The 24947-nt window shown below is 72.5% G+C and carries 20 protein-coding genes; 12 read left to right on the top strand and 8 right to left on the bottom strand.

Annotation, left to right across the window (positions count from 1 at the left end; translation table 11 throughout):
- Nucleotides 1-64: 64 nt before the first annotated feature.
- Nucleotides 65-1612, top strand: a complete 1548-nt coding sequence (locus KIS93_RS49715; protein ID WP_335673936.1) for a PucR family transcriptional regulator — start codon at nt 65-67, stop codon at nt 1610-1612.
- On the opposite strand, the gene KIS93_RS49710 is transcribed toward KIS93_RS49715, so the two are convergent.
- Nucleotides 1578-2204 (bottom strand): TetR/AcrR family transcriptional regulator, encoded by a 627-nt coding sequence (locus tag KIS93_RS49710; protein WP_080042249.1) that lies wholly within the window; start codon nt 2202-2204, stop codon nt 1578-1580. The genes KIS93_RS49715 and KIS93_RS49710 overlap by 35 nt on opposite strands.
- 291 nt (nt 2205-2495) lie before the next feature.
- On the opposite strand from KIS93_RS49710, the gene KIS93_RS49705 reads away from it, so the two are divergent.
- Nucleotides 2496-3923, top strand: a complete 1428-nt coding sequence (locus tag KIS93_RS49705) for an aldehyde dehydrogenase family protein (RefSeq protein WP_080042248.1) — start codon at nt 2496-2498, stop codon at nt 3921-3923.
- Between the two features lie 242 nt (nt 3924-4165).
- Here the strand turns inward: KIS93_RS49705 and KIS93_RS49700 are convergent, their stop codons facing one another.
- Nucleotides 4166-5260 (bottom strand): trypsin-like serine peptidase, encoded by a 1095-nt coding sequence (locus KIS93_RS49700; RefSeq protein ID WP_230465521.1) that lies wholly within the window; start codon nt 5258-5260, stop codon nt 4166-4168.
- 389 nt (nt 5261-5649) lie between these two features.
- On the opposite strand from KIS93_RS49700, the gene dxr reads away from it, so the two are divergent.
- Entirely contained in the window at nt 5650-6840 is a 1191-nt protein-coding gene (gene dxr, locus KIS93_RS49695) for a 1-deoxy-D-xylulose-5-phosphate reductoisomerase (RefSeq protein WP_080042247.1), read from the top strand.
- 39 nt (nt 6841-6879) lie between these two features.
- Entirely contained in the window at nt 6880-8046 is a 1167-nt protein-coding gene (ispG, locus tag KIS93_RS49690) for a flavodoxin-dependent (E)-4-hydroxy-3-methylbut-2-enyl-diphosphate synthase (protein WP_080042246.1), read from the top strand.
- A gap of 554 nt (nt 8047-8600) precedes the next feature.
- Here the strand turns inward: ispG and KIS93_RS67980 are convergent.
- Nucleotides 8601-10436: a glucuronyl esterase domain-containing protein gene (locus tag KIS93_RS67980; protein ID WP_268966890.1), complete on the bottom strand. Its 1836-nt coding sequence runs from the start codon at nt 10434-10436 to the stop codon at nt 8601-8603.
- A 332-nt stretch (nt 10437-10768) separates the two neighbouring features.
- Here KIS93_RS67980 and KIS93_RS49680 point away from each other — a divergent pair, with 332 nt between their 5' ends.
- The 3 genes from KIS93_RS49680 (at nt 10769) to KIS93_RS49670 (ending at nt 14117) form a co-directional block, all read left to right on the top strand.
- The gene (locus KIS93_RS49680) at nt 10769-12340 is read left to right on the top strand and encodes an alpha/beta hydrolase (RefSeq protein WP_080042243.1); all 1572 of its coding nucleotides are present in this window, start codon (nt 10769-10771) and stop codon (nt 12338-12340) included.
- Nucleotides 12341-12447: 107 nt separating this feature from the next.
- Nucleotides 12448-13290 (top strand): GNAT family N-acetyltransferase, encoded by an 843-nt coding sequence (locus tag KIS93_RS49675; protein ID WP_080042242.1) that lies wholly within the window; start codon nt 12448-12450, stop codon nt 13288-13290.
- 2 nt (nt 13291-13292) lie between these two features.
- On the top strand, nt 13293-14117 hold the full coding sequence (locus tag KIS93_RS49670) for an NmrA family NAD(P)-binding protein (protein ID WP_080042241.1): 825 nt from the start codon (nt 13293-13295) through the stop codon (nt 14115-14117).
- 57 nt (nt 14118-14174) lie between these two features.
- On the opposite strand, the gene KIS93_RS49665 is transcribed toward KIS93_RS49670, so the two are convergent.
- Genes KIS93_RS49665 through KIS93_RS49655 form a run of 3 tightly spaced genes read right to left on the bottom strand, consistent with a single transcriptional unit; the run spans nt 14175 to nt 17102 of the window.
- Nucleotides 14175-15860 carry a SpoIIE family protein phosphatase gene (locus tag KIS93_RS49665; protein WP_230465520.1) on the bottom strand — a complete coding sequence of 562 codons (1686 nt, stop codon included), beginning with the start codon at nt 15858-15860 and terminating at the stop codon, nt 14175-14177.
- 55 nt (nt 15861-15915) lie between these two features.
- On the bottom strand, nt 15916-16293 hold the full coding sequence (locus KIS93_RS49660; RefSeq protein ID WP_080042239.1) for a DUF3037 domain-containing protein: 378 nt from the start codon (nt 16291-16293) through the stop codon (nt 15916-15918).
- Nucleotides 16290-17102 (bottom strand): HipA family kinase, encoded by an 813-nt coding sequence (locus tag KIS93_RS49655; RefSeq protein ID WP_155129927.1) that lies wholly within the window; start codon nt 17100-17102, stop codon nt 16290-16292. Before KIS93_RS49655 ends, KIS93_RS49660 begins: the two co-directional genes overlap by 4 nt.
- Nucleotides 17103-17195: 93 nt before the next feature.
- Here KIS93_RS49655 and KIS93_RS49650 point away from each other — a divergent pair, with 93 nt between their 5' ends.
- Complete coding sequence (locus KIS93_RS49650; protein WP_080042238.1) at nt 17196-18161, top strand: ArsR/SmtB family transcription factor; 966 nt, start codon at nt 17196-17198, stop codon at nt 18159-18161.
- Nucleotides 18162-18277: 116 nt separating this feature from the next.
- Nucleotides 18278-18826, top strand: coding sequence for a TetR family transcriptional regulator (locus tag KIS93_RS49645; protein ID WP_168015194.1), 549 nt, complete (start codon nt 18278-18280; stop codon nt 18824-18826).
- On the opposite strand, the gene KIS93_RS49640 is transcribed toward KIS93_RS49645, so the two are convergent.
- Both KIS93_RS49640 and KIS93_RS49635 read right to left on the bottom strand, forming a co-directional pair.
- Nucleotides 18810-19682: a TIGR03619 family F420-dependent LLM class oxidoreductase gene (locus KIS93_RS49640; protein WP_080042236.1), complete on the bottom strand. Its 873-nt coding sequence runs from the start codon at nt 19680-19682 to the stop codon at nt 18810-18812. The genes KIS93_RS49645 and KIS93_RS49640 overlap by 17 nt on opposite strands.
- Nucleotides 19679-20926: an LLM class flavin-dependent oxidoreductase gene (locus tag KIS93_RS49635; protein WP_080042235.1), complete on the bottom strand. Its 1248-nt coding sequence runs from the start codon at nt 20924-20926 to the stop codon at nt 19679-19681. The genes KIS93_RS49640 and KIS93_RS49635 overlap by 4 nt, the downstream gene beginning before the upstream one ends.
- A gap of 89 nt (nt 20927-21015) precedes the next feature.
- Here KIS93_RS49635 and KIS93_RS49630 point away from each other — a divergent pair, with 89 nt between their 5' ends.
- Genes KIS93_RS49630 through KIS93_RS49620 form a run of 3 tightly spaced genes read left to right on the top strand, consistent with a single transcriptional unit; the run spans nt 21016 to nt 24897 of the window.
- Nucleotides 21016-21822, top strand: coding sequence for a TIGR03619 family F420-dependent LLM class oxidoreductase (locus KIS93_RS49630; RefSeq protein WP_080042234.1), 807 nt, complete (start codon nt 21016-21018; stop codon nt 21820-21822).
- A 30-nt stretch (nt 21823-21852) separates the two neighbouring features.
- Nucleotides 21853-23253, top strand: a complete 1401-nt coding sequence (locus KIS93_RS67975) for a serine/threonine-protein kinase (RefSeq protein WP_080042233.1) — start codon at nt 21853-21855, stop codon at nt 23251-23253.
- Between the two features lie 48 nt (nt 23254-23301).
- A complete protein-coding gene (locus tag KIS93_RS49620) occupies nt 23302-24897 on the top strand; it encodes a serine/threonine-protein kinase (protein WP_080042232.1) in 1596 nt (531 codons plus the stop codon).
- The last annotated feature ends 50 nt before the right edge of the window (nt 24898-24947 follow it).

Genomic DNA, 24947 nt, shown 5'->3' with positions numbered 1-24947 from the left:
CGGCGGCCTCCCGCCAGGTCCGATACGTCGATATGTCACACTGGGAGTGCTCCTCTTTGCCGGAATGGACAAACTTCTCATGCCGCCTTCGCTCCAGACCGTCGCGCGCCGCATGAACCTCCGGCCGGTCGCCGGCACCACGCGCCCCGGGGTGCTGGACGCCGCCGTGCGCTGGGTCGCGGTCAGCGAGCTCTCGGACCCGACACCGTACCTCGAAGGCGGGGAACTGCTGCTCACCACCGGCCTGCGGATGGAGGGCGACCTCACCGGCTACGTGGGCCGCCTCGTGCACCGGGGGGTGGCCGGGCTCGGGTTCGGCGTCGGCGTCTCCCACGAGGAGGTGCCGGCCGCCCTCGCCGAGGCGGCCGAGTCGGCCGGGCTGCCGCTGTTCGAGGTGCCGCGCGAGACGCCGTTCATCGCGGTCGGCAAGGCGGTCAGCGAGCTGCTGGCGGCCGAGCAGTACGACGAGATCAGCCGCGCCTTCGCCGCCCAGGGCCGGCTGACGCGGGCGGCGCTGCGGCCGGAGGGCGTGCACGCCGTCATCGACCGGCTCGCCAAGGAGGTCGGCGGCTGGGCGGCGCTGCTGGAGGAGTCCGGCGAGGTCCGTCACGCGACGCCCGGCGCGAACACGGCCCTGGTCACGGCCGAGCTCGCACGCCGCCGCGGCCGCCCTTCTGACGCCGGCGGTGGAGACCGGCTGCCGGCCAGCCTGGCGCTCTCCGGGCCCGGGGAGCACGTCGTGGTGCAGCCGCTCGGCGGCGGGGCGCGTCCGCGCGGCTTCTTCGCCGTCGGCGCCCCGCACGCCTTCACCCCCGTCACCCACACCGTGATCAACGCCGCCGGCTCCCTCCTCACGCTGGCCATGGAGCAGGGCCGGGCCCAGCTCGCCGCCGAGCGCCGCCTCCGCACGGCGGTGCTGGAGCTGCTGCTGGCAGGGGAGCGCGAGCCGGCCGGCGCCGTCCTGGGCGCGCTGGGCTGGCGCCTGCCCGAGCCACCGGTCGTGGTGCTCGCCGCGGACCCGCCGGCCCTCGACGCCTTCGGCACGCACGCCTTCGCCGCGCTGCTCGGCCCGTACGGAGGACGGGCCGAGGAGGCCGCCGTCGCACTCGTGCCCGAGAGCGCGGCCGAGGAGGTGGCGCTGGCCGCGCGGGCACCCGTGGGCGCCAGCCTGCCGTGCGACCTCGACGCGACCGGCCTGGGCAACGCCCTCGACCAGGCCGGCCGCGCCCTGGACGCGGCACGGGGCCGCACCCGCGGCAGGGGGAGGCTCGTCAGGTTCGGGGAGCTGAGCGGGCAGGGCCTGCTCGGCCTGCTGGACCCGGCCGCCGCCCAGGCGTTCGCCGCCGCCGTCCTGGCCCCGATCACCACGTACGGCTCCCGGGCCGACCTGGTCGCGTCGCTGCGCGCGTACCTCGACAGCAACGGACACTGGGACGCGGCGGCACAGCAGCTCGGCGTGCACCGCCACACGCTGCGCTACCGGATGCGGCGCGTCGCCGAGCTGCTCGGCCGCGACCTCGACGACCCGGGCACGCGCGCGGAGCTGTGGCTGGCGCTGGAGGTGGCCAGAGGCTCGGCTACTTCTGCTTCTCGACGAGGTAGCAGCAGATGACCGCCGTGGTCACCGCCTCGTACGTGCGCCCGTCGCGCAGGTGCCCGGCCCGCTCCAGGGAGATCGCCCCCTGGGCGGCCGCCCACAGCGCGTCGGCGATCTTGCGCGGCTGGGTCGGGATCAGGTAGCCGGCCGAGATGCAGTCGGCGATGACGCGGTCGAGGATGTTCAGGGCGGCGCGGGCCAGGGTCCGGGCGCGCTCGCTGGGCTCGAAGCCGGGGATCGCGCGCTCGAACATGAGGCTGTAGTAGCCGGGCTCCGACAGGCACGCCTGCCGGTAGGCCGGGCCCAGCGCGTGCAGCTGCTCCAGCGGGTCGCGGCGCTGCGGCACCGCCTCCAGGAAGCGGCGGAAGCGCTCGAACCCCTCCAGATAGAGCGCCTCCGCCAAGCCCTCCCTGTTGCCGAACATGGTGTAGATGACGGTCGTCGTGCAGCCCGCCTCGGCCGCGATGCGGCGCATGGTCAGGCTCTCGGGGCCGTCGGTGCGCAGCAGGTTCACCGCGACGTCGAGAAGGCGGGAGCGCAGCTCGTCGTGACCGGCGCGCTCACCCATGAGGTAGGCGCCCTGCAGCCCCAGAGGCGCCGAGGTCATGAGACCTCCCTGGTGGCCAAGGAACTCTGCGTCCTTGTGACCTCACGTTGTTCGGTCACGGGGCCCACGCCTTTCTGATCGGGGGCCCGCCGCGCTGGAGACCCGCACCCGGTGACTTAGCCATAGCGGAGATCGCTCAAACCACTCCGCATGGTAAACATCCCGAATTGGGTCTACTTCTGTTACATCATGGGTATACAACGGGGCTTGTACTTAACGGTGAGCCCTCGCGGAAGTCTTGTGCATCGTGGTGTGAATCCCCGGTCCACGCTTTGGCATAACGTCGGTGACATGGACGTGCGTACCTTCTGGCTGGCCGGCCGCGCCGCGACCGGGGACACCGAGCTCACCGTCACCAACCCCCACGACGGCCGCGAGGTCGGCAGGCACTCCGTGCCGACCGACGCGCAGATCGAGGAGGCCGTCGCCGCCGCCGCAGCCGTCGCGGGGCAGGCCGCCGCGCTGCCCGTCCACGTACGGGCCGAGGCCCTCGCCCACGTCTCGCGCCGGATCGCCGAGCGGGCCGACGAGATCGCCCACCTCATCACCGCCGAGAACGGCAAGCCCATCGTGTGGGCCCGCGGCGAGGTCGCGCGCGCCGTGGCCACCTTCCGCTTCGCCGCCGAGGAGACCCGCCGCTGGTCCGGCGACGTGCAGCGGCTCGACACCGAGCCGGCCGCCGCCGGGCGCCTGGCCTACGTCTCCCGCGTCCCCAAGGGGCCCGTGCTGGCGATCACCCCGTTCAACTTCCCGCTGAACCTGGTCGCCCACAAGGTCGCCCCCGCCATCGCCGTCGGCGCCCCCGTCATCGTCAAGCCCGCCCCCGCCACGCCGCTGTCGTCACTGCTGCTCGGCGAGATCCTCGCCGAGACCGACCTGCCCGCCGGCATGTTCTCGGTGCTGCCCATCGAGAACGAGCGCGCCTCCGCCCTCGTCCACGACCCGCGGCTGCCGGTCGTGTCGTTCACCGGCTCCGCGCCCGTCGGCTACGCCATCGCCGACCAGGTGCCGCGCAAGCACGTCACGCTGGAGCTGGGCGGCAACGCCGCCGCCGTCGTGCTCGCCGACGCCGACCTCGACTGGGCCGCCCAGCGCATCGCCCTCTACTCCAACTACCAGGCCGGGCAGAGCTGCATCGCCGTCCAGCGGGTCATCGTCGAGCAGCCCGTGTACGACGCGTTCGTCGAGCGCCTGCTGCCCGCGGTGTCCGCCCTCGTCACCGGCGACCCCGCCGACGAGAAGACCCAGGTCGGCCCGCTGGTCTCCGAGGCCGCCGCCGAGCGGGTCGAGCAGTGGGTGCGCGAAGCCGTCGACGCCGGCGCCAAGGTGCTGGCCGGCGGCACCCGCCAGGGCGCCACCGTGGCCCCGACCGTGCTGGCCGACGTCCCGCACGACGCCAAGGTGGCGTGCGAGGAGGTGTTCGGGCCCGTCATGATCCTGCAGCCGGCCGCCTCGATCGACGAGGCGTACGCGATGGTCAACGACTCCAAGTACGGGCTGCAGGCCGGCGTGTTCACCCGGTCGCTCGACGCCGCCTTCCGCGCCAACCGGGAGCTGGAGGTGGGCGGGGTGATCATCGGCGACGTGCCGTCGTACCGGGCCGACCAGATGCCGTACGGCGGGGTCAAGGACTCCGGGATCGGCCGCGAGGGGCTGCGCTCGGCGATGGAGGACTACACCTACGAGAAGGTCATGGTGCTGACCGGGCTGACGCTCTGAGACGGCTCCGGGCGTCCTGCGGTCTTCAGGACGCCCGTGCTCACTGACGGTCAGGCGCGCTGTGCCGTCTGCGGTCAGGCGCGCTGTGCCGTCTGCGGTCAGGCGCGCTGTGCCGTCTGCGGTCAGGCGCGCTGTGCCGTCTGCGGTCAGGCGCGCTGTGCCGTCTGCGGTCAGGCGCGCTGTGCCGTCTGCGGTCAGGCGCGCTGTGCCGTCTGCGGTCAGGCGCGCTGTGCCGTCTGCGGTCAGGCGCGCTGTGCCGTCTCGAAGAGGGCCTTGATCGCGTCGCCGAAGTACGGGCCGTACATCGTGCGCTGGTCGTCGCTGTACTTGAAGCTGCTCAGCGACGTGATCGTGCCCTTGCCGCCGGCCGTGTCGAACCCCGTCATCCACGGCCCGCCGCTGGCGCCCGCCGTCATGTCGCAGCCGAGGCCCTGGTCGCGGGTCTGGCCGTACGGGTCGTTCTTCAGGCGGCCGGCGCAGTAGACCAGGTGGTCCCCGTCGTACGGCGGGTCGGCGGGATAGCCGAAGCCGAACGCCTGCCCGCCCCGGCCGCCGTTGAAGGCGATCTCCTGCGTGCCCACCACGTCGGCCACGTGCCTGCCGTGCGCGGTGCCGAGGGCGACCATGCCGACGTCGTAGTTGTCGTCGCCGCTGCGCGACCAGGGCCCGGCCACGAACATGCGGCGGGCCGTGTACTGGCCGTACGGGCGCAGGCCGCTGGTGCCGTAGCCGGGGACGAACGTCCAGTTCGCCGCCCACTCGCCGGCGCCGTCCTTGACGCAGTGGCCGGCGGTGACCACGACATCCTTGTTGGCGCTGCGCACCGTGCTCGCCGAGCAGACGAAGTCGGCCCCCGCCACCGTCAGGAACACCCGGCCCGTGGTCCGCGCCACGGCGCCGCCGGTGATCCAGCGGGAGCCGATCGTGCTGGTGTCGGGCCTGGCCGCGGTCAGGTGGTGCGAGCCCATGAGCTTGCGCGGCAGCGACAGGTCGGCCTTCTTGCCCGTCAGGCTCGGGGCGGTGCGCACGCCCTGGCCGCCCGTGACGCCGCCCAGCAGGTCGCCGCCGTCGGTCACGTCGGTGACGATGCCGAGCAGGCCGATCGGCAGGGCCTTGGCCATGCGCTCGGGCGTCCAGTAGTCGAGCACGCGCCGGTGGTCGGCGGCGGTACGGGCGGCGACATGCTCGACGATGTCACTCCGCCGGGCCGCCGTGTGCGCGGGGGCGGCGGCCGGTGGGTCGGCCTGCTGGCGGCCGGGTGCCGCGCCGAGAAGCGTCGGGCCGATCAGCCCCGCTAGGAGCGGCGCCGCCGCAAGCAGGGGGGTGCTCAAGGTCATGGCCCCCGAGTGTGCACCACGAGTTGTGTTCTTGTGACTACTTTCGGTAAATTGCTCGGGGTGCGTGGGCGGTTTGTGCTGATTGAAGCCGTTCACTGAATTATGGGGGCGAGACCGGTCGGCCTGTCGGCGCTCGCTCCTCGCCCGGGACCGCTGTGGTGGAGTGCGTTCACCCCCTGGTGCTCGCGGCATTACGAACCTCCCAAACCCGCAGGTGAGAGCGGGAGGATGGCTGCCGCAATATCCGAATATCTCAAGATACGCGCATGCCGATATGCCGATATTCCGGCATAAACTCCCTGCATTCCCGGGCGTCACAAAAGTGGGGGAATTTTGCGGCGACGGGTCCCGCGTGCCCGAGTGCGCCCTACAGCGGGGACAATGGACACGTGCATGAAGAGACCCTCCGCTCCGTCGTCGTGCTCGGCTCCACCGGCTCGATCGGCACCCAGGCCCTCGACGTCATCGCCGCCAACCCCGGCGGCTTCAGGGTCGCCGCGCTCGCGGCGGGGGGCGGCAGGGTCGAGCTGCTGGCCGCGCAGGCGGCGCGGTTCGGCGCCGAGGCGGTGGCGGTGGCCGACGCCACGGCCGTGCCCGCGCTGAAGGACGCGCTGGCCGCGCACGGCGTCGCGCCCACGGTGCTGGGCGGCCCGGAGGGCGTCGCCGAGGTGGCCGCGTGGCAGTGCGACGTGGTGCTCAACGGCATCACCGGCGCGCTCGGCCTCACCTCCACGCTCGTCGCCCTGGAGGCGGGCAGATCGCTGGCGCTGGCCAACAAGGAGTCGCTGATCATCGGCGGGCCGCTGGTCAAGCGGCTGGCCCGGCCCGGGCAGCTGCTCCCGGTCGACTCCGAGCACTCGGCGGTGCTGCAGTGCCTGTGGGCCGCCGGGCCCGAGGGCTACGACCCGTCGAGCGTCAAACAGCTCGTGATCACCGCCAGCGGCGGGCCGTTCAGGGGCATGAAACGCGAGGAGATGGCCGACGTCACCCCCGAGATGGCCCTGGCCCACCCCACCTGGTCGATGGGCCCCTACATCACGGTCAACTCCGCGAACCTGGTCAACAAGGGCCTCGAGGTGATCGAGGCACACCTGCTCTACGACCTCGGCTTCGACCGCATCGAAGTCGTCGTCCACCCCCAGTCGATCATCCACTCCATGGTCGAGTACGTCGACGGCTCCACCATCGCCCAGGCCAGCCCGCCCGACATGCGGCTGCCGATCGCCCTCGCGCTCAGCCACCCCAGGCGCGTGCCGGGCGCCGCGCGGCCCATCGACTGGGCCAAGGCGCACACCTGGACGTTCGAGCCGCTCGACGACCTGGCGTTCCCCGCGGTCGCGCTGGCCAGGCACGTGGGCGGCGAGGGCGGCACCGCACCCGCCGTCTACAACGCCGCCAACGAGGTCTGCCTCGACGCGTTCCTGCGGCGCGGGCTGCCGTTCCTGGCCATCGTCGACACCGTGGCCAAGGTCGTCGAGGAGCACCAGGTGACTCCCGCCGACTCCGTCGAAGAGGTGCTGGCGGCCGACGCCTGGGCTCGCGCCCGTGCGGCCGAACTCACAGCCGGGCAGTCCCGCTAGCTACCTAAACTGGAAAGCGTCGTCACAGTAAGGGTTGAAATGACTTCTGTAGCTCTCGGCATCCCGACGGTACGCCCCAAGCCGCTCGCCCAACGCCGCCACTCCCGCCAGATCATGGTCGGCAGCGTGCCCGTGGGCGGCGACGCCCCCGTGTCGGTGCAGTCGATGACGACGACGGTCACCGCCGACGTCAACGCCACCTTGCAGCAGATCGCCGAGCTCACCGCCTCGGGCTGCCAGATCGTCCGGGTGGCGGTGCCGTCCCAAGACGACGCCGACGCGCTGCCCATCATCGCCAAGAAGTCGCAGATCCCCGTGATCGCCGACATCCACTTCCAGCCGAAGTACGTGTTCGCGGCCATCGACGCGGGCTGCGCCGCCGTCCGGGTCAACCCCGGCAACATCAAGAAGTTCGACGACAAGGTCGGCGAGATCGCCCGCGCCGCCTCCGACGCCGGCATCCCCATCCGCATCGGCGTCAACGCCGGCTCCCTCGACAAGCGCCTGCTGGAGAAGTACGGCAAGGCCACCCCCGAGGCGCTGGTCGAGTCGGCGCTGTGGGAGTGCTCCCTGTTCGAGGAGCACGGCTTCCGCGACATCAAGATCTCGGTCAAGCACAACGACCCGGTCGTGATGATCAACGCCTACCGGCAGCTCGCCGCCCAGTGCGACTACCCGCTCCACCTCGGCGTCACCGAGGCCGGCCCGGCCTTCCAGGGCACCATCAAGTCCGCCGTCGCCTTCGGCGCCCTGCTCGCCGAGGGCATCGGCGACACCATCCGCGTCTCCCTGTCGGCCCCGCCGGTCGAGGAGGTCAAGGTCGGCACCCAGATCCTGGAGTCGCTCGGCCTCAGGGAGCGCGGCCTGGAGATCGTCTCCTGCCCGTCCTGCGGCCGCGCCCAGGTCGACGTCTACACCCTCGCCGACCAGGTCCAGGCCGGCCTGGAGGGCATGAAGGTGCCGCTGCGCGTGGCCGTCATGGGCTGCGTCGTCAACGGCCCCGGCGAGGCCCGCGAGGCCGACCTCGGCGTCGCCTCCGGCAACGGCAAGGGCCAGATCTTCGTCAAGGGCGAGGTCATCAAGACCGTCCCCGAGTCGCAGATCGTCGAGACGCTGATCGAAGAGGCGCTGCGGCTGGCGGAGGAGATGGGCGTCGAGGTCGACCTCGACGACGAGTCCACCGGCCCCACGGTCACGGTCGGCTAGCCGCACCCGCTGGTGTGGGCCCGAACCCGGGCCCACACCCTTGTGCCCCACCACGTCGGGCTGGGCGGCGAGCCACCGGGGGCGCCGCTGCCCGCAGCACGTGACGCGGCCCGAGGCAGCGAGATGCTGAGCACTCCCCCGGACGCGACCCGTCCTCCTCCTCCTCCTCCTCGCTCCCGCCGTCGCCGGCGCTTGGAGGGCGCTGGAGTCCTTGCTGACCGAGGCTCGGGATACCGACGAGCGTGAGCGGGTCGTCGCCGCGGCGCAGGGGCAGCGATGTCGCGGCGGTCACCCGCTTGCGGGCGTTGCTCGCCGAGCGTGCCCAGGTGCTCGGCCGGGTGCGTCGTCGCGTCGAGATCTCTCTGCGCGGGCTCTACCGCAGCCGCGACATCATCCTGCACGGCGGCTCGACCGGCTCGCCCATGCCGACCTGGTCGCCGGGGTGCCGCCTCTTGTCCTCGCCTCCCGGGCCGAGCTCGCGTTGCGCATGGTGGGGGATGAGCTGGGCCCGGGGCTGTGTGACCTGATCGAGGAGGCGGGCCGGGAGTGCGGCGTCAGGTGCAGGTGTAGCCGGACGGGAGTGAGGTGTTGCCGTTGGGGCGGGACACCTGGAAGCCGGCGGTGCTGTTGGCGGCGCCGGCCGCGATCGTGCCGTTGTGGGCGACGTTCTTGATGGTGACGGTCTGGCCGCTGGTGGTGACGGTGCCGTTCCAGGAGCCGGTCAGGGTGTGGCCGGCGGGGAGGGTGAAGGTGACGGTCCAGCTCGTGATGGGGGAGGTGCCGGTGTTGGTGATCGTGAGGGGCTGGATGACGTAGCCGGTCGGCCACTGCGTCTGGACGGTGCCGATGGCGGTGCAGGTGCCGGTCGAGGGGCCGGGCTGGGTGGTGATCTGGGCGGTGGGGGAGGCGGGGGAGGTGTTGCCGGCGGCGTCCCGGGCTCTGGCCTGGTAGCGGTAGGCGGTGTTGGGGGTGAGGCCGGTGTCGGTGTACGTGGTGGTGGCCGACGTGCCCGCCTGGGTGAAGGTGCCGCCCGTCGTGCCGGGGGCGCGGAGGATGTCGTAGCCGGTCACGCCGGTGTCGTCCGTCGAGGCGGTCCAGGTCAGGGTGGTGCTGGTGGAGGTGGTCGCGGAGGCGGTGGGGGTGCCGGGCGCGGTGGGGGCGGTGGTGTCGGTGCCGCCGTCGGTGAGGGTGGGGGTGGTCCAGTCGCGCCACTCGGCGAGGTTGCCGCTCTTGCTCGACGCGATGCGCATCGTGCCGGTGGAGGAGCCGGTGTTCAGCAGGAACTTCTGGATGTTCTGCTGGAGGGGGGTGCGCCATTCCGGGCGGGTGGCGCAGTGGGTGCCGTCCTGGACGTCCGACCAGTACGTGATGTTGCCGCCGGCACCCAGCGCCTTGTAGATCTCGGCGCCGCCCAGGGCGGCGACGCTCGCGGATCGGGCGGCGAGCCAGTCGATGTGCGGGTTGTCCATGATGAACAGGCCGCGCGGGGCGATCATGCCGACGACCTCGTGGGTGTCCACGGGCAGCCGGCCGGGGCTGCCGGTGAAGGAGCCGAACGCGTCGCCGAGCCACGGCTGCTCGGAGTAGGCGCTGCTCAGGGGCTGGGCGCCACTCTCGCCGGGGATGGCGCGGAAGGCGGCCACGCCGCCGCTGCCGGACTCGATGGGCATGGTCAGGGCGATGCGCTGGTCGAAGGCGCCGACGACGAAGGCGCCCTTGCCGTAGCGGGAGCAGCCGGTGACGCCGGTGGCGTCGGCGCGCAGGACACTGCCGCCCGACTGCTCGATGACGTCGATGATCCGGCTGACGCCCCACGCCCAGGCGGCCAGGATGCCGGTGCTGCTGGAGGCGCCGTAGATGCTGTAGAAGGCGCCCTGCTTGCTGGTGCGCGGGGTGCCCTCGCGGCCGACGGCGAGCGGGTCGTAGCTGATGACGGCGGCGCCGGCCGCCTTGATGGTGGCGGTGTCGGCGCCGAGCCCGCCCAGGACGACCACGGCGGGGAACGGGCCGGTGCCGCTCGGCAGGTCCACCCCGGCCGAGAAGCTCGCGCTGCGGCCGTTGTGGGAGACGTTCACGGTGATGCCGGTCCGGGAGACCGTGCCGGTGACGCCGGCCGGCTTGGCGGGCTTCTCGCCGTACACGAATTTCTCCGCCAGCTTCTTGATCTCCTGGCGGCGGCAGCGCCAGTCGGCCTTGGCGGTGATGCGGCTGCCGTTCAGCCTGGTGAAGGGGTCGGGGAGCCGGGAGACGGTGGGTAAGGAGCCCGCGTCGGGCAGGGCGGGCACGGCGCAGTCGGCGCCCTCGTCCTCCACTCCTGCCACCGCTGTGGCGGCCCCGGTGGTCGCGACGGTCGTCGCGCCGAAGACGGCGATCGAGAGTGTCGTCGCCATGGCCAGTGTGCGGAGTCTGGCGGGGGCCCGGCCGATCATCACGGCGCTCTCCCTTCCGAGAGGTGGGGTGCTGGCGATCAGTCTGAGAAGGCCCTCGAAATATGTCAATGATTTCTCGAAACTTTCGGCCCCAAGAACGAGTGGCGTGCCCATGTGCTGTGGTCATGAGGGTGGGGGGTGACGAAAGTATCGGAAATTAGCTGAAAGAAGGCGCCGGGCCATGGCGGCATCACGGAACGGCAAGCATTTCCCCATACTCACCGTCACCACCCCGTCGCTCGCGGGAGCATCTCAAGGCCTATGACAAGGAAGGGGACTCGGTGAAGCGGGTTATGGGGGTTGTCGCCGGGCTGGTGATGCTCGTCGCCGGGGTCGCGACTGCGGACGGGACGGCGGTGGCCGGCAGGAAGGCGCCTGTGGTGTGGGGGGCCTGCCCGAAGGTGGCGGGCAAGACGGCCTCGGCGGCTCTGGAGTGCGCCACCGTACGCGTGCCGCTCGACTACCGCGAGCCCATGGGACAGCAGATCAAGATCGCGCTCAACCGGATCAGGGCCAAGGTCTCCAGGGACGCCAACCACCTCGGGACGCTGCTCGTCAACCCGGGCGGGCCGGGCTCGTCGGGGCGAGACCTGACCGAGTACGTGGCCACGTCGCTGCCCGCGGACGTGTCCGAACGCTACGACATCGTCGGGTTCGACCCCCGGGGCGTCGGCGCCAGCCAGCCGTCCGTGCACTGCGTGGACCCGGCCACGTACTACAAGGCCCCGAGGCCGGACGCGGTGCCGCACGGCAAGGCCGAGGAGAAGGCGCTGCTCGCCCGCGCCGCCGGGTACGCCTCCCGCTGCGGCCAGCTCTGGTCATGGTTCCTGCCACACCTGACCACCGAGAACTCCGCCCGGGACATGGACGCCATCCGCGCCGCCCTCGGCGAGGAGAAGATCAGCTACCTCGGCTACTCGTACGGCACCTACCTCGGCGCCGTCTACGCCACCATCTTCCCGACGCGCGTCAAGCGCCTGGTGATGGACAGCTCCGTCGATCCCACCGGCGTCTGGTACGACTCGAACCTCAAGCAGGACCGCGCGTTCGAGCACCGGCATCGCCAGTTCCTGGCCTGGACCGCCCGCCACCACGACGCCTACAAGCTGGGCGCGACGCAGAAGCAGACCTCGTTCGCCTACTACGCGATGCGTGACCGGCTGCGCGCGAAGCCGGCCGGAGGCGTCGTGGGGCCGAGCGAGCTCGACGACACCTTCACGGTGGCCGGCTACAGCGACAAGGTGTGGCCGCAGTTCGCCCAGGCGTGGTCCTCGTACGTGCGGCAGGGCGACGTCAGGGGGCTCGTGGAGATCTACAACAAGCACGGCAAGAACGACGCGGCCGACGAGAACGGCTACGCCATCTACCTGGGCGTCCAGTGCCGCGACGCCCGCTGGCCGCGAAAGTGGGACACGTGGCGGGCCGACATGAAGGCCCTGCACCGCGAGGCGCCGTTCCTGACCTGGCCGAACGCCTGGTTCAACGCGCCCTGCGCGTTCTGGCCGGTGCGCGGCGGCACGCCGGTGAAGGTGCACGCGTCGCGGAAGCTGCCGCCGTTCCTCATGCTGCAGTCGCGGCACGACGCGGCGACCCCGTACCAGGGGGCTCTGCAGATGGCGCGGAGCTTCCCGCGCGCCCGCATGGTGCTGGAGGGCGGCGGCAACCACGGGGTGTCGCTGGCGGGCAACAAGTGCCTGGACGGGTACCTGGCCGCGTACCTGCGGGACGGCACGCTGCCGCGCCGGGACACGACCTGCCCGGCCCTGCCGGAGCCGCGTCCGGCCGCGCACATGACGTCGGGCGACCCGAAGGGCGGGGGACTGCTCGGGATCCTGGGCGTGCTGGAGGGGCTGCCCATCGGCTGAGGAACGCCTCCGCTGACGTCGCGAGATCCGGCTGACGTCAAGAAAGGGTTACCGTGGGCAGTGCCGGATGCCGGATTCGGTAACCCTTCGCGTAGTCTGACCATGTGATGCTGCGTACATCGGCGTCGCGCGTGCTCGACGACAACGACCGGGACGAAGTCCTCGCCCTCCTGGACACCGATCCGGTCGCCAATGTCTTCGTGTCCTCTCGGGTGCGGGCCGTCGGACTCAACCCGGCGAGGCTCGGTGGGCAGATGTGGGGGTTCGGACCGCGCGGTGGCCTCGTGTCACTCTGTTACGCCGGAGCCAACATGGTGCCGGTCAACGCCGGCCCCGAGGCCGTGCACGCGTTCGCCGACCGTGCCCGCAAGCAGGGGCGGCGCTGCTCGTCCATCGTGGGCCCGGTCGATGCCGTCTCGCTGCTGTGGGAGCGGCTGGAGCCGCACTGGGGGCGGGCACGGGCGATCCGCTGGGCGCAGCCCGTCATGGCGACCTCCAGCAAGCCGGACGTGGCGGCCGACCCGCTGGTGCGGCGGGTGCGGCCCGAGGAGTTCGACGTGCTGCTGCCGGCGTGCGTGGCGATGTTCACCGAAGAGGTCGGCGTCTCGCCGAACCTCGGTGACGGCGGCGCCCTCTACCGGACGCGGGTGGCCGAGCTGATCAGGATCGGCCGGTCGTACGCGCGGATCGACGACGGCCGGGTGGTGTTCAAGGCCGAGGTGGGGGCCGTCACCCCGCAGGCCTGCCAGATCCAGGGCGTCTGGGTGGCGCCCGAGCTGCGTGGCAGGGGCTACGCGGTGGCGGGGATGGCGGCGGTGGTGGAGGCGGCGATGAGCTGCTTCGCGCCGGTCGTCTCGCTCTACGTCAACGACTTCAACCACGCGGCCCGGGCCGTCTACCGGAAGGTGGGGTTCCGGGAGATCGACACGTTCATGTCCGTATTGTTCTAGGCATGATCCTTGTCACGGGTGCAACGGGAAACGCGGGCGGCGCGCTGGTGCGCACGCTCGCCGCGGCGGGCGAGCCGGTACGCGCGCTGGTGCGGCGCGAGGTGGAGCTGCCCGCCGAGCCGGCTCTGGGAGACCTGAACGATCCGGAGTCGGTGGCGGGCGCCCTGACCGGCGTGCGCGGGGTGTTCCTGCTGGCCGGCTACGACCGGATGGACGAGACGCTGGCGGCCGTGGCGCGCGCCGGGGTCGAGCACGTGGTGCTGCTGTCGGCGAGCGCGGCGGAGGCCGCCGACGTGAGCAACCCGGTCTCGAAATATCACGTGGAGTCGGAGGCGCTGGTCCGCGCGTCGGGGGTGCCGTGGACGGTGCTGCGCCCGCGCACGTTCATGTCGAACACGCTGCGCTGGGCCGATCAGGTCAAGGCCGGTGACGTCGTCCGCGACTCCTGGCCGGGCGTGGCGGTGGCGACCGTCGACCCGCTCGACATCGCCGCCGTGGCCGCCGCGGCCCTGCTGGAGAAGGGGCACGACGGGCAGGTGTACGGGCTGACGGGCCCGCGGGCGCTGCGGCCGGCGGAGCGGGTGGAGATCCTGGGGGCGGCGCTGGGCAGGAAGCTGCGCTTCGAGGGGCTGAGCGACGAAGAGGCCAGGGCCGAGATGCTGGCCGGCGGCATGCCGGAGGCGTACGCGGAGGCGTTCTACGGGTTCTTCGCCCGGGGCGAGCTGGACGAGTCGGCGGTGCTGCCGACCGTCGAGCGGGTCACGGGGCGCCCGCCGCGCACGTTCGAGGAGTGGGCCCGCGCGAACGCCGACGCGTTCCGCCGCTGACCGGCCCGCCGCTGACCGGCCCGCCGCTGACCGGGCCCGCCCCAAGCGGGCCCACCGCTAGCCGGGGACGCGCAACGTCAGCATGGCGACGTCGTCGTCGTTGTCGGCGGGGCGGACGCGGCCGAGCAGGCGGTCGCAGTAGGTGCTGAGCGGGTGCCGGGTCAGCGCGGCCGCCTCCTCGCGCAGCCGGTCGAGGCCGTCGTCGAGCGAGTGGGTGGGCGACTCGATCAGCCCGTCGGTGTAGAACAGCAGGGTGGATCGCGGCGGCAGCTCGACCACGGCGTCCTTCCTGGCGGGCGCGAAGCCGGTGCCGAGGAGCATGCTGCTCGCCTCCTCCAGGTAGCGGGTGCGCCCGTTCTCCTCAATGAGCAGTGGCGGCGGGTGGCCCGCGTTGGTCCAGCGCAGCCGCCACCCGTCGCCGGAGCGCTCGGCGCGGGCGAACACGGCGGTGGCCATCGTGGCCTCGGCCATGCGGACCACCGCCTGGTCGAGCCGCTCCATGACGGCGCTGGGCGGTTCCTCCAGCTCCCCTGCGTAGGCGCGCAGCATGTTGCAGACCTGCGCCATGCCGGAGGCGGCGTCGAGGTCGTGGCCGACGACGTCGCCGATGACGAGGCCGGTCGTCTCGCCCGACAGCACGAACGCGTCGTACCAGTCGCCGCCGACCTGGGAGGCGCGCGGCGCGGGCAGGTAGCAGGCGCCCATCTCCAGGCCGGGCACGGACGGCAGCCGGGGCAGCAGGTGGCGCTGCATGGTCTCGGCCACCCGGCGCTGCCGCTCGTACAGGCGGGCGTTGTCGAGGGCCAGCCCGGCGCGGCGGGCGATGTCCTCGACCAGGAGGAGGTCGTTGGTGGAGAACGGGTGGGGCTGCACCGCGCGGCCGAGCGTCATGGCGCCGACCACGTCGCGCACGCCGCGGATCGGCGCGATGCACGCCGAGTGGATGCCGGTGGCCTCGAACAGCTCCCGCTGCGCGACCGCGATGCCCGAGTCGGGCGGGCCCTGGTAGTGCTCCGGGCCGACGAGCGTCGCGGTGACGCCGCGCAGCGCCCGGGACAGCGGCATCGGGGACTCCATCGACAGCGGCGGCATCAGCCGCTCCAGGTCTTCCCGGTGGGTCAGGACGCCGTTCTCGTGGTGGACGACGGTGTTGCGGACCACCTCGCCCTCCTCGGTGAGCAGGTCGATGACCACCCAGTCGGCCAGCAGCGGCACCACCAGCCGCACCAGGTGGCGGATCGTCTCGTCGCTGTCGAGGCTGGAGGTGAGCGTCGTGGTCGTCTCCGCGAGCAGCGCCAGCCGGTCGAGCTCGGTCATGGTCGTGGGAGCCTGCGCGCGCACCCACTCACCGGACACGGAGGAACCGGTCTCGTAGAAGATGACCAGCGCGTTCGCGCCGCCGTCCGCCTCGCTGCCGCACGGGGTGACCATCCACGAGATCTGCATGAGGGAGCCGTCGCCGCGCTCCAGCCACGCGTCCTCGCCGCTCGCCGTGACGCCTTCGAGGAGAGGCTGGCGCATGTCGCACAGGCTGCGCGGCAGCGGCTCGCCGCCCCTGCCCCGGTGCAGCGCGTCGTGGGCGTCGCGGCCCAGCAGCTCCGCCGCGCTGCGGCGGAGCAGGTGCTCGGCTCGGGGGCTGACGTCGATGATCCGGCCGCGGTCGTCCACGACGTACGTGCCGGCGTGGGTGAGGTCCCGGAACCGGCAGCAGTGCTGCTTCGAGCATTGCCGCACATCTCCCACTACCGGCCCTCCTCCCTTTCGCACCTCTTACCCAGCATCGACGCTGGTCAAGGGGCTAAATTCGGACAAGCTTATCGAACAGCCGGGCCAGCTCGGTGCCGGGATCAGCGGTGAGTCCCGCGTGCACCGGGCCCGCCTGCACGATCGTGCTGCGCGGCGCGGTCAGCCAGCGGAACCGGCCGCCGAGCGGCTCTCCCGCCAGCGGCCCGCACTCTTCCCCGCAGGCCAGCTCGTACGCGTTCAGCGCCCGGCGGACCCCGTCGACGTCGGCCTGCGGATCGAGCGCCCGCAGCCGGCCGGGGTCCAGCTCGACCTTGGCGCACAGGTAGTCGCGGGGCTGGCAGTAGAGCAGCACGCCCGCGTTGATCAGCTCGCCCCGCTCGACCTTGGGCATCACGCGGATCACCGCGTACTCGTAGACGTCCCTGCTCACCGGCCGCCGCCTCCCCGCCAGAACTCGCCGACCGACCCGGGGCCCGCCTTGGGGGCCTTGGGCTGCTCGAACCTCAGCCACTCGCGCGGCCCGTGCGCCCGCCGCAGCAGATGGTCGACGTACGCCTCACGCACCTCGCCGGGGGAGCCGAAGCCCGGCTCGCCGGCCAGCCACTCGTCCGGCACCAGCGCCGTCACGCCCTCCAGCAGCTCCCGCGTGATCCGGCCGGCCAGCTCCGCGCCCGCCGCGCCGACGTCGCCCGCGTACGGCGCGAGCACGTGGTCGCTCGCGTCGAACGGCCGCTGCGGGTCGGCGGTGCGCCAGTTGTGGTGGAACCACAGCGCGGCCCCGTGGTCGATCAGCCAGGTGTCGCGGTGCCAGACCAGCAGGTTGGGGTTGCGCCAGCTCCGGTCGATGTTGTGGATGAGCCCGTCGAACCACAGCACCCGCGCCGCGAACAGCGGATCGGCCACCCACGCCAGCGGCTCGAACCCGAGCGCGCCCGGCAGGAAGTCGACCGCGAGGTTGAGCCCGGCGCTGGCCTTGAGCAGCTCCTGCACCTCGTAGTCGGGCTCTCTGACGCCGATCTGCGGGTCGAGGTCGATGAGCTTGAGGTCGGGCGTCCTGAAGCCGAGGTGGCGGCCCAGCTCGGCGCAGATGATCTCGGCGACGAGCACCCGCCTGCCCTGGCCGGCCTCGCGGAACTTCACGACGTACGTGCCCAGGTCGTCGGCCTCGACGACGCCGGGCAGCGACCCGCCCTCCCGCAGCGGGGTGACGTAGCGGGTCGCCGCGATCTTTTCCAGCACCATACGAGGCTATCGCCTGCCTTGATCGGGACGAACCTGTCGGACGGTGGCGGGCCATCGTAGAGTGGGGCCGATGAGGGGATCGAGGGATCGATGCTCAGGATTCACTTCACCGGCGACGACTTACGGCGCACCCGACTGGCGGAGACCGCGGATCCCTTCTGGGAGATGGTGTTCACCAGGCACCGGCTCGCCGACCCCGCGCCACCGGCGACCCTGCGCCCCTGGCTGACGGAGATGCGGCGCGAGGGCGACCGGCTGCACCGCTACGAGCGGGTGGTGGCGGCGCTGACGCCGTTCGGCCCCTACTTCCCCGACTTCATCACGCCCGTGGAAGGGCTCCAGGGGCTCGACGCCGGTCTGCAGGCGCTCCTGAGCACGCCGCGCGCCCGGCTGCGCCGCGAGCTGGGCACGCTGGCCCGCACGTCGCCGCTGCCCGGCTGGGGCCGCCGGCTGGCCGAGGGGGAGACGGCGACGCTGATGAACCTGGCGGCCACGCTGCGGGCCTACCACGCCATCGCCATCGACCCCTACCGCGACACGATCGAGGCGGCCATCGCGGCCGAGACGACCCGCCGCAGGCGCGACCTGACCGAGGGCGGCCCCGACGGGCTGCTGCGCGGGATGGCGCCGCTCATGCGCTGGCGCCCGCCGCTGCTGGAGGTCGACTACGACGTGGACCGCGACCTGCACCTCGGCGGGCGCGGGCTGCTGCTGATCCCGTCGTACTTCTGCCGGCGCGTCCCGGTGGCACTGGCGGACCCGGCCCTGCCGCCCACGCTGGTGTACCCGATCGACCGGCACTCCCACTGGGAGTCGAACCGCACGGAGTCGCTGATCGCGCTGCTCGGCGCGACCCGCGCGACGGTGCTGGCGGCCATCGACGGCGGCGCCACCACCACCCAGCTCGCCGAGCGGGCCGCGACGTCGCCCGCCTCCGTCAGCCGCCACACGCGGGTGCTGCGCGACGCCGGGCTGATCGAGACGCACCGCCACGGCACGGCCGTCCTGCACGTGATGACCCCGCTGGGGCGCACCCTACTGTCGTCGGGCCGGTAGGGCGTGTCCACCCTTTGCGCCCACGTGCAAAGGGTGGCCGCGCTCCGGACGCGGCCCACATACTGAAGCCCTCGCTGCGGAGCCTTCCATACGATCTCGTATGGAAGGCTGAGCGGGTGAGACGGTTGAACGCGGACGACTGGGCGCGGGCGGCGCTGGAGGCGTTGGCGGAAGGTGGGCCGGCCGCGGTCGCCGTGGAGCCGGTCGCAGTACGGCTGGGTGTGTCCAAGGGCAGTTTCTACTGGCACTTCCGCAACCGGCAGGCGCTCCTGGAGGCGGCGCTGCGGCGGTGGGAGGCCGCGACCGAAGAAGTCATCGCGGAGCTGGAGACGGTACGCGAGCCGGTGGCGCGCATGCGGGCCCTACTGGGGCGGGCCTTCGGTGACCGGCACGACGCGGCCGTCTCGTTCCGGCTGATCAGCGAGGCCGACGACCCCCTCGTGCGGGAGGTGGCCCGGCGGGTGAGCGAGCGGCGGCTGGCGTACATGCGGGCGTGCCTGGAGGCAGCCGGCCAGCCGCCGGAAGAGGCGGAACGGCGGGTGCTGGCCGGCTACGCGACCTACCTCGGGCTGGCGGCCCTGATCCGGGTCGGCGTCATGGACGAGATGCCCGCCGCGCTCGTCGAGGCCGCCATGGCCGAGCTCGGGCTCAGGTCTTCGCGATGACCTCCTCGGCGAAGCGCTCCATGGTGGCGATCTTGAGGTCGAGCGAGTCGGCGCCGTACCTGGCCTTCTCCTCGTCGGTGGCCAGCCACCACGGGGCGGCCATGGTGCCCGTCACGCCCTTGGCCTCGAAGCGCCGGTACGTGTCGGCGTCCGGCAGCACCGCGAGCGGGGCGATGACCTCGAAGCCGTCGAGCGACCGGCCGTTGGCGTCGAGATGGCGGCGCAGGGCGGCGAGGACGTCGTCGAACTGCTCCTCGGTGTAGATGCGGTTGCCGATCCAGCCGTCGCCCAGCCGCGCGGCCCGGCGCAGGGCCGCCTCGCTGTCGCCGCCCACCAGGACCGGGATCGGCCGCTCCGGCGTGGGGCAGATCGACAGCGGCGGCAGGCCCTCGACGGTGACCGTCTCGCCCGCCCACAGCTCGCGCAGCACGGGGATCATCGCGTTGAGGCGGCGGCCCCGCGTGTGGAAGTCCTGTCCGGTGCCGACGAACTCCTCCTCGCACCAGCCCACCCCCACCCCGAACGTGACCCGGTCGTGCGACAGCACCGCGGCCGTGGAGACCTGCTTGGCCACGGTGAACAGGTCGCGGGCCGGGGCGATGTAGACGTTCGGGGAGAAGCGCAGGGTGGTGGTGACGGCGGCCATCGCGCCGATCGTCACCCACACGTCCGGCCAGTGCGTGCTCGCGTCCCAGCGGGGCCGGCCCGACGACGAGTACGGGTACGGCGAGGCGAAGTCGGCGTAGAAGAGGTGGTCGGAGAGCGTCAGCGTGTCGAAGCCGCACCGCTCGGCCGCCCGCGCCAGCTCCACGAACTGGCCGGTGTCGACGAACGAGGCCCCCAGCCAGTACCTCATCGGAACTCCGGCGCGACCTTGGTCGCGAACAGCTCCAGGTTGCGCTTGACCGTGTCGAGCGGCAGCACGCCCTGCTGGCCCTGCATGTAGAGGCCGAACCACTCCAGGTCCGGCATGCGGTCGAGCATGCGCTGGATGCCGCGCTTGACGTCGTCGGGGGTGCCGAACAGCGCCATCTCGACGTCGTTCATGCGCCTGGCGTCGCCCTTCTCGGGGGAGATCGGCTGGTGCTTCTCGTCCTCCTTCTTGCGCAGCACCTCCAGGTAGCCGAAGGGGCCGAAGAAGGCGGCGAAGTCCTTCGGGATGCTGCGGCCGAAGGTGTTGATGGCCTCCTCCGTGGTGTCGGCGATGCCGACGATCTTGAGGATGCCGGTGTGCTCGCCCAGCTTGTAGTGGCGGCCCTGCTTGGCCGACTCCTCCTGGTACAGCTTCGCCTTCTGGGCGTGGTCGTCGGGGTTGGGGGTGAACATCCACGGCAGGATGTCCTCCTGGGCGGCCCTGATGACCGACCGGTCGGAGATCGTGAACGGCTGCCACAGCTCCGGGTGCGGGTTCTGGTAGGGGCGGGGGCAGACGGAGACGGCCTTGATGGTGCCGTTCTCGTCCATCTCCTCGGGGGAGCCGAACGTGCGGGTCCACTCCTGGGCGGGCCAGCCCTCGATGCCCTCGTACGGGTAGGGCACCTGGTAGTCGAGCACGTCCGACTTGTAGCGGACCGTCTCCTGCGTCCACGCCATCTTCATGATCTTCAGCACCTCGCCGAAGACGTCGAAGTTGCGCGTGTCGGACGCCGAGCCGTCGGAGCGGGCGGCGGCGGCGTGCCAGCGCTGGCCCAGCACGTTCATCCAGCGGTTCTGGTAGCCGCGGGCCACGCCGAGCCGCAGCCGGCCCTTGCAGAACTGGTCGAGCAGCGCCACGTCCTCGGCCGCCCTGATCGGGTCCCACGCGGGCAGCACGAGGCCGAGCGGGGCGAGCAGGATGCGCTCGGTCCTGGCGGCGAGGTCGGTGAGGAACATCAGCGGGTTGACCGAGAACTCCATGCCTTCCGAGTGGAAGTGGTGCTCGGTCATCATCAGCGCGTCGAACCCGACCTGGTCGGCGTGGACGGCTATCTCCCGTACCTCGTGCAGCAACCTCTGGTACGACTCCGTGTCGCGCCCGATGGGCCGCTTGGCCCTGGCGTTCTCCTCGGCGGCGTAACCAGAGCCTGGAATTTGCGGATTCAGGAAGATAGAAAACTTCACCGGGGACCTCTTTCCGCGGGATGGTCTTCTGCAAGGTACTCTGGAAATCTTAACCGAGCAATCGCTTGGTTCACCGTAGGGAGTGTCGCATGAGGCTCGGGGTCACGATGTTCGCCACGGACCTGGCCATGCCCGTCCACGAGTTGGCCAGGGCGCTGGAGGAGCGCGGCTTCGACTCCCTGTACGTCCCCGAGCACACCCACATCCCCGTCTCCCGCCGCACCCCGCACCCCAGCGGGGCGGAGCTGCCCGAGGAGTACAAGCGCACGCTCGACCCCCTCGTCGCCCTGTCCTACGCGGCGGCGGCCACCCGCACCCTGCGCGTCGGCACCGGCATCCTGCTCGCCGCCCAGCGCGACCCCGTCGTCACGGCCAAGGCGATCGCCTCGCTCGACCACCTGTCCGGCGGGCGCGTGGTCGTCGGCGTCGGGTTCGGCTGGAACGTGGAGGAGATCGAGAACCACGGCGTCCCCTACCGCGAGCGGCGCGAGGTGGCCCGGCGCAACGTCCTGGCCATGCAAGCGCTGTGGCGCGACGAGGTGGCCTCCTTCGACGGCTTCGAGCCCTCCTGGTCCTGGCCCAAGCCCGTCCAGGTGCCGCCCGTCTACCTGGGCGGGGCCGCGGGCCCGAAGCTGTTCGCGCACGTCGCCGAGTACGCCGACGGATGGATGCCGATCGGCGGGCGCGGCATCAAGGCGGCGCTGCCGGCGCTGCGGGAGGCGTGCGAGAAGGCCGGGCGCCCGGCGGCGGAGGTGATCCCGTTCGCCACGCTGCCCACCAGGGAGAAGCTCGACTACTACGCCTCGCTGGGGATCACCCAGGTCGTCGCCAACCTGCCCAGCGCGCCCGCCGACGTGGTGCTGCCCCTGCTGGACGAGTACGCGGCACTGCTGTGACGCCTGGGGTTGCTGTCATAATGACGCCCTATGCCCCACGCTGACGACCCCTCCCGGCTGGGGAACTACCGTGTCCTGCGCCGGCTTGGGCAGGGCGGCCAGGGGGTCGTCTACCTCGGCGAGTCGCCGCAGGGGTCACTCGTCGCGATCAAGCTCATGCACGCCCGGCTCTCCGGCGACCCCGACGTGCGGCGGCGCTTCCTCGGCGAGATGGACGCCGTGCGGCGGGTGGCCGCGTTCTGCACCGCCCAGCTCCTCGACGCCGACCTCGACGGCGACCGCCCCTACCTGGTCAGCGAGTACGTCGAAGGCCCCTCGCTCGCCCAGCACGTGACCGAGAAGGGGCCGCGCTCCGGCGGGTCGCTGCACCGCCTGGCCATCGGCACCGCCACCGCCCTCGGCGCCATCCACCGGGCCGGGGTCGTGCACCGCGACTTCAAGCCCCCCAACGTGCTGCTCGGCATCGATGGGCCGCGCGTCATCGACTTCGGGGTCTCCCGGCTCATGGACGCCGCCGCCAGCACCACCGGCGTCTCCCTCGGCACCCCCGCCTACCTGGCGCCCGAACGCGTGCAGGGAGAGACCGCCGGGCCCGCGGCCGACCTGTGGGCGTGGGGGCTGACCGTCGCCTACACCGCGACGGGGCGGCACGCGTACCGGGCCGACACCTACCAGGAGGTGCTGGCCAGGATCCTGTACGGCAAGCCCGACCTCGGCACGCTGGGCGGGCCGCTGCGGGAGGTCGTGGAGGCGTGCCTCCGTCATGATCCACGGGAGCGGCCGGACGCGGAGGAGGTGCTGCGGTGGTTGCTGGGGCACGAGCCGGGGGCGGACGACGTCCTGACGACCGGCGCCCTCGCCGCCGTCGGCCCTGCTCCCGTCGGTCCTGAGGACGACACCGGTCCGAGCCCCGATGCGGAGGCCCGCACGGAGACGCCCGCCCGGCGGCGGTGGTGGCGGGGGCGTCAGGTCGTGGTGGCGGCGGCCGTCGGGGTGGCCGTGGCGGTCGCCGGCGGCGTGCTGTGGTGGGCCGCGAGCCGGGAGCCGGTGGCGGCCGGTCCTCCACAGGTGGCCCCGCCTTCCCGTACGCCTTCCGCGTCCGTGACCCGCGACGCCGCGCCCAGCCTGGACGGCACGTGGACGGGGTCGGCCGAGCACCCGACGGCGGGGCGGGTCTTCCCGGTGGAGCTGCGCCTGCGGGCCGGGGGCAGGTCCAGCATGCGCTGGGGCGCCGACCTGCACTGCTCCGGGCGGCTCAAGCCCGGCGGGAACCCGCTGGTGTTCACGCTCGACCAGGTCAAGGGCGAGGCGTGCTACCCGGGAACGCTGCGTTTCGTCCCGTCCGCCGACCCCGACCGGGCCGCCGTCAGCGTGACGCGCAAGGGGCAGGACGAGGTCACGTACGCGGGGAAGGTCTCCCGCGGCTCTTGATCTCGGTATGCCGCTCGCATCCTGGTCCGGGCGGCATAATGGAATGATATGTCCGAGCTACGTGCCGATGACCCACGGCAGTTGGGGGCGTACCGGCTGACACGCAGGCTCGGTCAGGGCGGCCAAGGCGTCGTCTATCTGGGCGCATCGCCGCAAGGCGCGCCGGTCGCCGTCAAGCTGCTGCACGCCAGCCTGTCCGCCGACCAGGACGCGCGCCGGCGCTTCCTCGGCGAGGTCGAGGCCGTCAGGAAGGTCGCGGCGTTCTGCACGGCGCAGCTCCTCGACGCCGACCTCGAAGGAGACCGGCCCTACCTGGTCAGCGAGTACGTCGACGGCCCCTCCCTGCGCGAGCTCGTCGTCGAGGAGGGCCCCCGCCGGGGCGGCTCACTGGAACGGCTGGCCATCGGCACCGCCACCGCACTCGGCGCCATCCACCGGGCCGGGGTCGTGCACCGCGACTTCAAGCCCGGCAACGTGCTGCTCGGCATCGACGGGCCGCGCGTCATCGACTTCGGGGTGTCGCGGCTGATGGACGCCGCCGTCACCACGACGCACCTGCCCGTGGGCACACCCGCCTACATGGCGCCCGAGCGGATGAAGGGCGAGAGCGCCGGGCCGGCCGCCGACATGTGGGCCTGGGGGCTGACGGTGGCGTACACGGCGACGGGGCGGCACGCGTACACGGCGGGCACGCACCAGGAGGTGCTGGCCCGCGTCCTGTACGGCAAGCCCGACCTCGGGGCGCTGGGCGGGCGGCTGCGGGAGATCGTCGAGGCGTGCCTGGCCGCCGAGCCGGGGGAGCGGCCGGACGCCGAGGAGGTGCTGCGGCTGCTGCTCGGGCAGGAGGCGGCCGGGGTGGGCGACGTGCTGCCCACGGCGGCGATGCTCGCCGTCGGCGGGACCGGCCGCGAGCCGGACGCCGGTGACGGTCGCGAGCGTGAGGCCGGCGATGGTCCCGAGCGTGAGGCCGGTGATGGTCCCGAGCGGGAGGTCGGTGACGGCCGTGAGCGGGATGCCCGCTCTGGCCGCGGGCGGGAGGCCGGGAGCGGTCGTGAACGGGCCGGTGGAACGGGCCGGGCCGGCAGCGCGCGCTTGAGCGCCGTCGTGGGTCTGGGGGCGGCCGAGGCCGCGCCCGGCGTGATCACCGATCCCGATCCGACCACGAGCTTCCCCGCCATCACCGCCCCCTTGATCGCGGCCCGCGCCAAGGCGAAGGCCCGCGACCGCCCGGCACCCGGGCGCAGGCGGATCCGGCCCTGGCAGGCGGCCGTGGTGGCGTTGGGGGTGGCGGCCGCCGCGGGAGGGCTCCTGCTCTGGACGCGCGGCGCGGCCGAAGGGCTGGCGGGCACGTGGACGGGCTCCGCCGAGCACTTCAGCGCCGGCCGCGTCTTCCCCGTCGAGCTGCGCCTGACCGGCGACGACGGCGGCGCGATGCGCTGGGGCGCCGACCTGCACTGCTCGGGCCGCCTCGCACGGACGGGCAGCGGCCCCGTCTTCCTGCTCGACCAGGTGCGGGGCGAGGAGTGCTATCCGGGGACGCTCCGGATGTCCCCCACCTCCGACGCGAACCAGATGGCCATCAAGGTCACCCGCGACGGTAAGGACGAAGTGACGTATTCGGGCAAGGTCGCCCGTACGTCCTGACTTGCTGTGTCACGTTCAGGCGGCGATTGGCCTGAGCACCGTTGACTGTT

The sequence above is a fragment of the [Actinomadura] parvosata subsp. kistnae genome (assembly GCF_900323885.1).
Lineage (GTDB): Bacteria > Actinomycetota > Actinomycetes > Streptosporangiales > Streptosporangiaceae > Nonomuraea > Nonomuraea composti.
This window is presented reverse-complemented; position numbering and strand designations above follow the sequence as displayed.

Excerpts from the sequence above, each read along its gene's own strand:
- KIS93_RS49675 (WP_080042242.1), top strand. The coding sequence starts at position 12,448 with ATGCTGCGTACATCGGCGTCGCGCGTGCTCGACGACAACGACCGGGAC.
- KIS93_RS49710 (WP_080042249.1), bottom strand. The coding sequence starts at position 2,204 with ATGACCTCGGCGCCTCTGGGGCTGCAGGGCGCCTACCTCATGGGTGAG.
- KIS93_RS67980 (WP_268966890.1), bottom strand. The coding sequence starts at position 10,436 with ATGGCGACGACACTCTCGATCGCCGTCTTCGGCGCGACGACCGTCGCG.
- KIS93_RS49705 (WP_080042248.1), top strand. The coding sequence starts at position 2,496 with ATGGACGTGCGTACCTTCTGGCTGGCCGGCCGCGCCGCGACCGGGGAC.
- KIS93_RS49715 (WP_335673936.1), top strand. The coding sequence starts at position 65 with ATGGACAAACTTCTCATGCCGCCTTCGCTCCAGACCGTCGCGCGCCGC.
- KIS93_RS49650 (WP_080042238.1), top strand. The coding sequence starts at position 17,196 with ATGCTCAGGATTCACTTCACCGGCGACGACTTACGGCGCACCCGACTG.
- ispG (WP_080042246.1), top strand. The coding sequence starts at position 6,880 with ATGACTTCTGTAGCTCTCGGCATCCCGACGGTACGCCCCAAGCCGCTC.
- KIS93_RS49630 (WP_080042234.1), top strand. The coding sequence starts at position 21,016 with ATGAGGCTCGGGGTCACGATGTTCGCCACGGACCTGGCCATGCCCGTC.
- KIS93_RS49700 (WP_230465521.1), bottom strand. The coding sequence starts at position 5,260 with ATGACCTTGAGCACCCCCCTGCTTGCGGCGGCGCCGCTCCTAGCGGGG.
- KIS93_RS49670 (WP_080042241.1), top strand. The coding sequence starts at position 13,293 with ATGATCCTTGTCACGGGTGCAACGGGAAACGCGGGCGGCGCGCTGGTG.
- KIS93_RS49620 (WP_080042232.1), top strand. The coding sequence starts at position 23,302 with ATGTCCGAGCTACGTGCCGATGACCCACGGCAGTTGGGGGCGTACCGG.
- KIS93_RS49680 (WP_080042243.1), top strand. The coding sequence starts at position 10,769 with ATGGGGGTTGTCGCCGGGCTGGTGATGCTCGTCGCCGGGGTCGCGACT.
- KIS93_RS49640 (WP_080042236.1), bottom strand. The coding sequence starts at position 19,682 with ATGAGGTACTGGCTGGGGGCCTCGTTCGTCGACACCGGCCAGTTCGTG.
- KIS93_RS67975 (WP_080042233.1), top strand. The coding sequence starts at position 21,853 with ATGCCCCACGCTGACGACCCCTCCCGGCTGGGGAACTACCGTGTCCTG.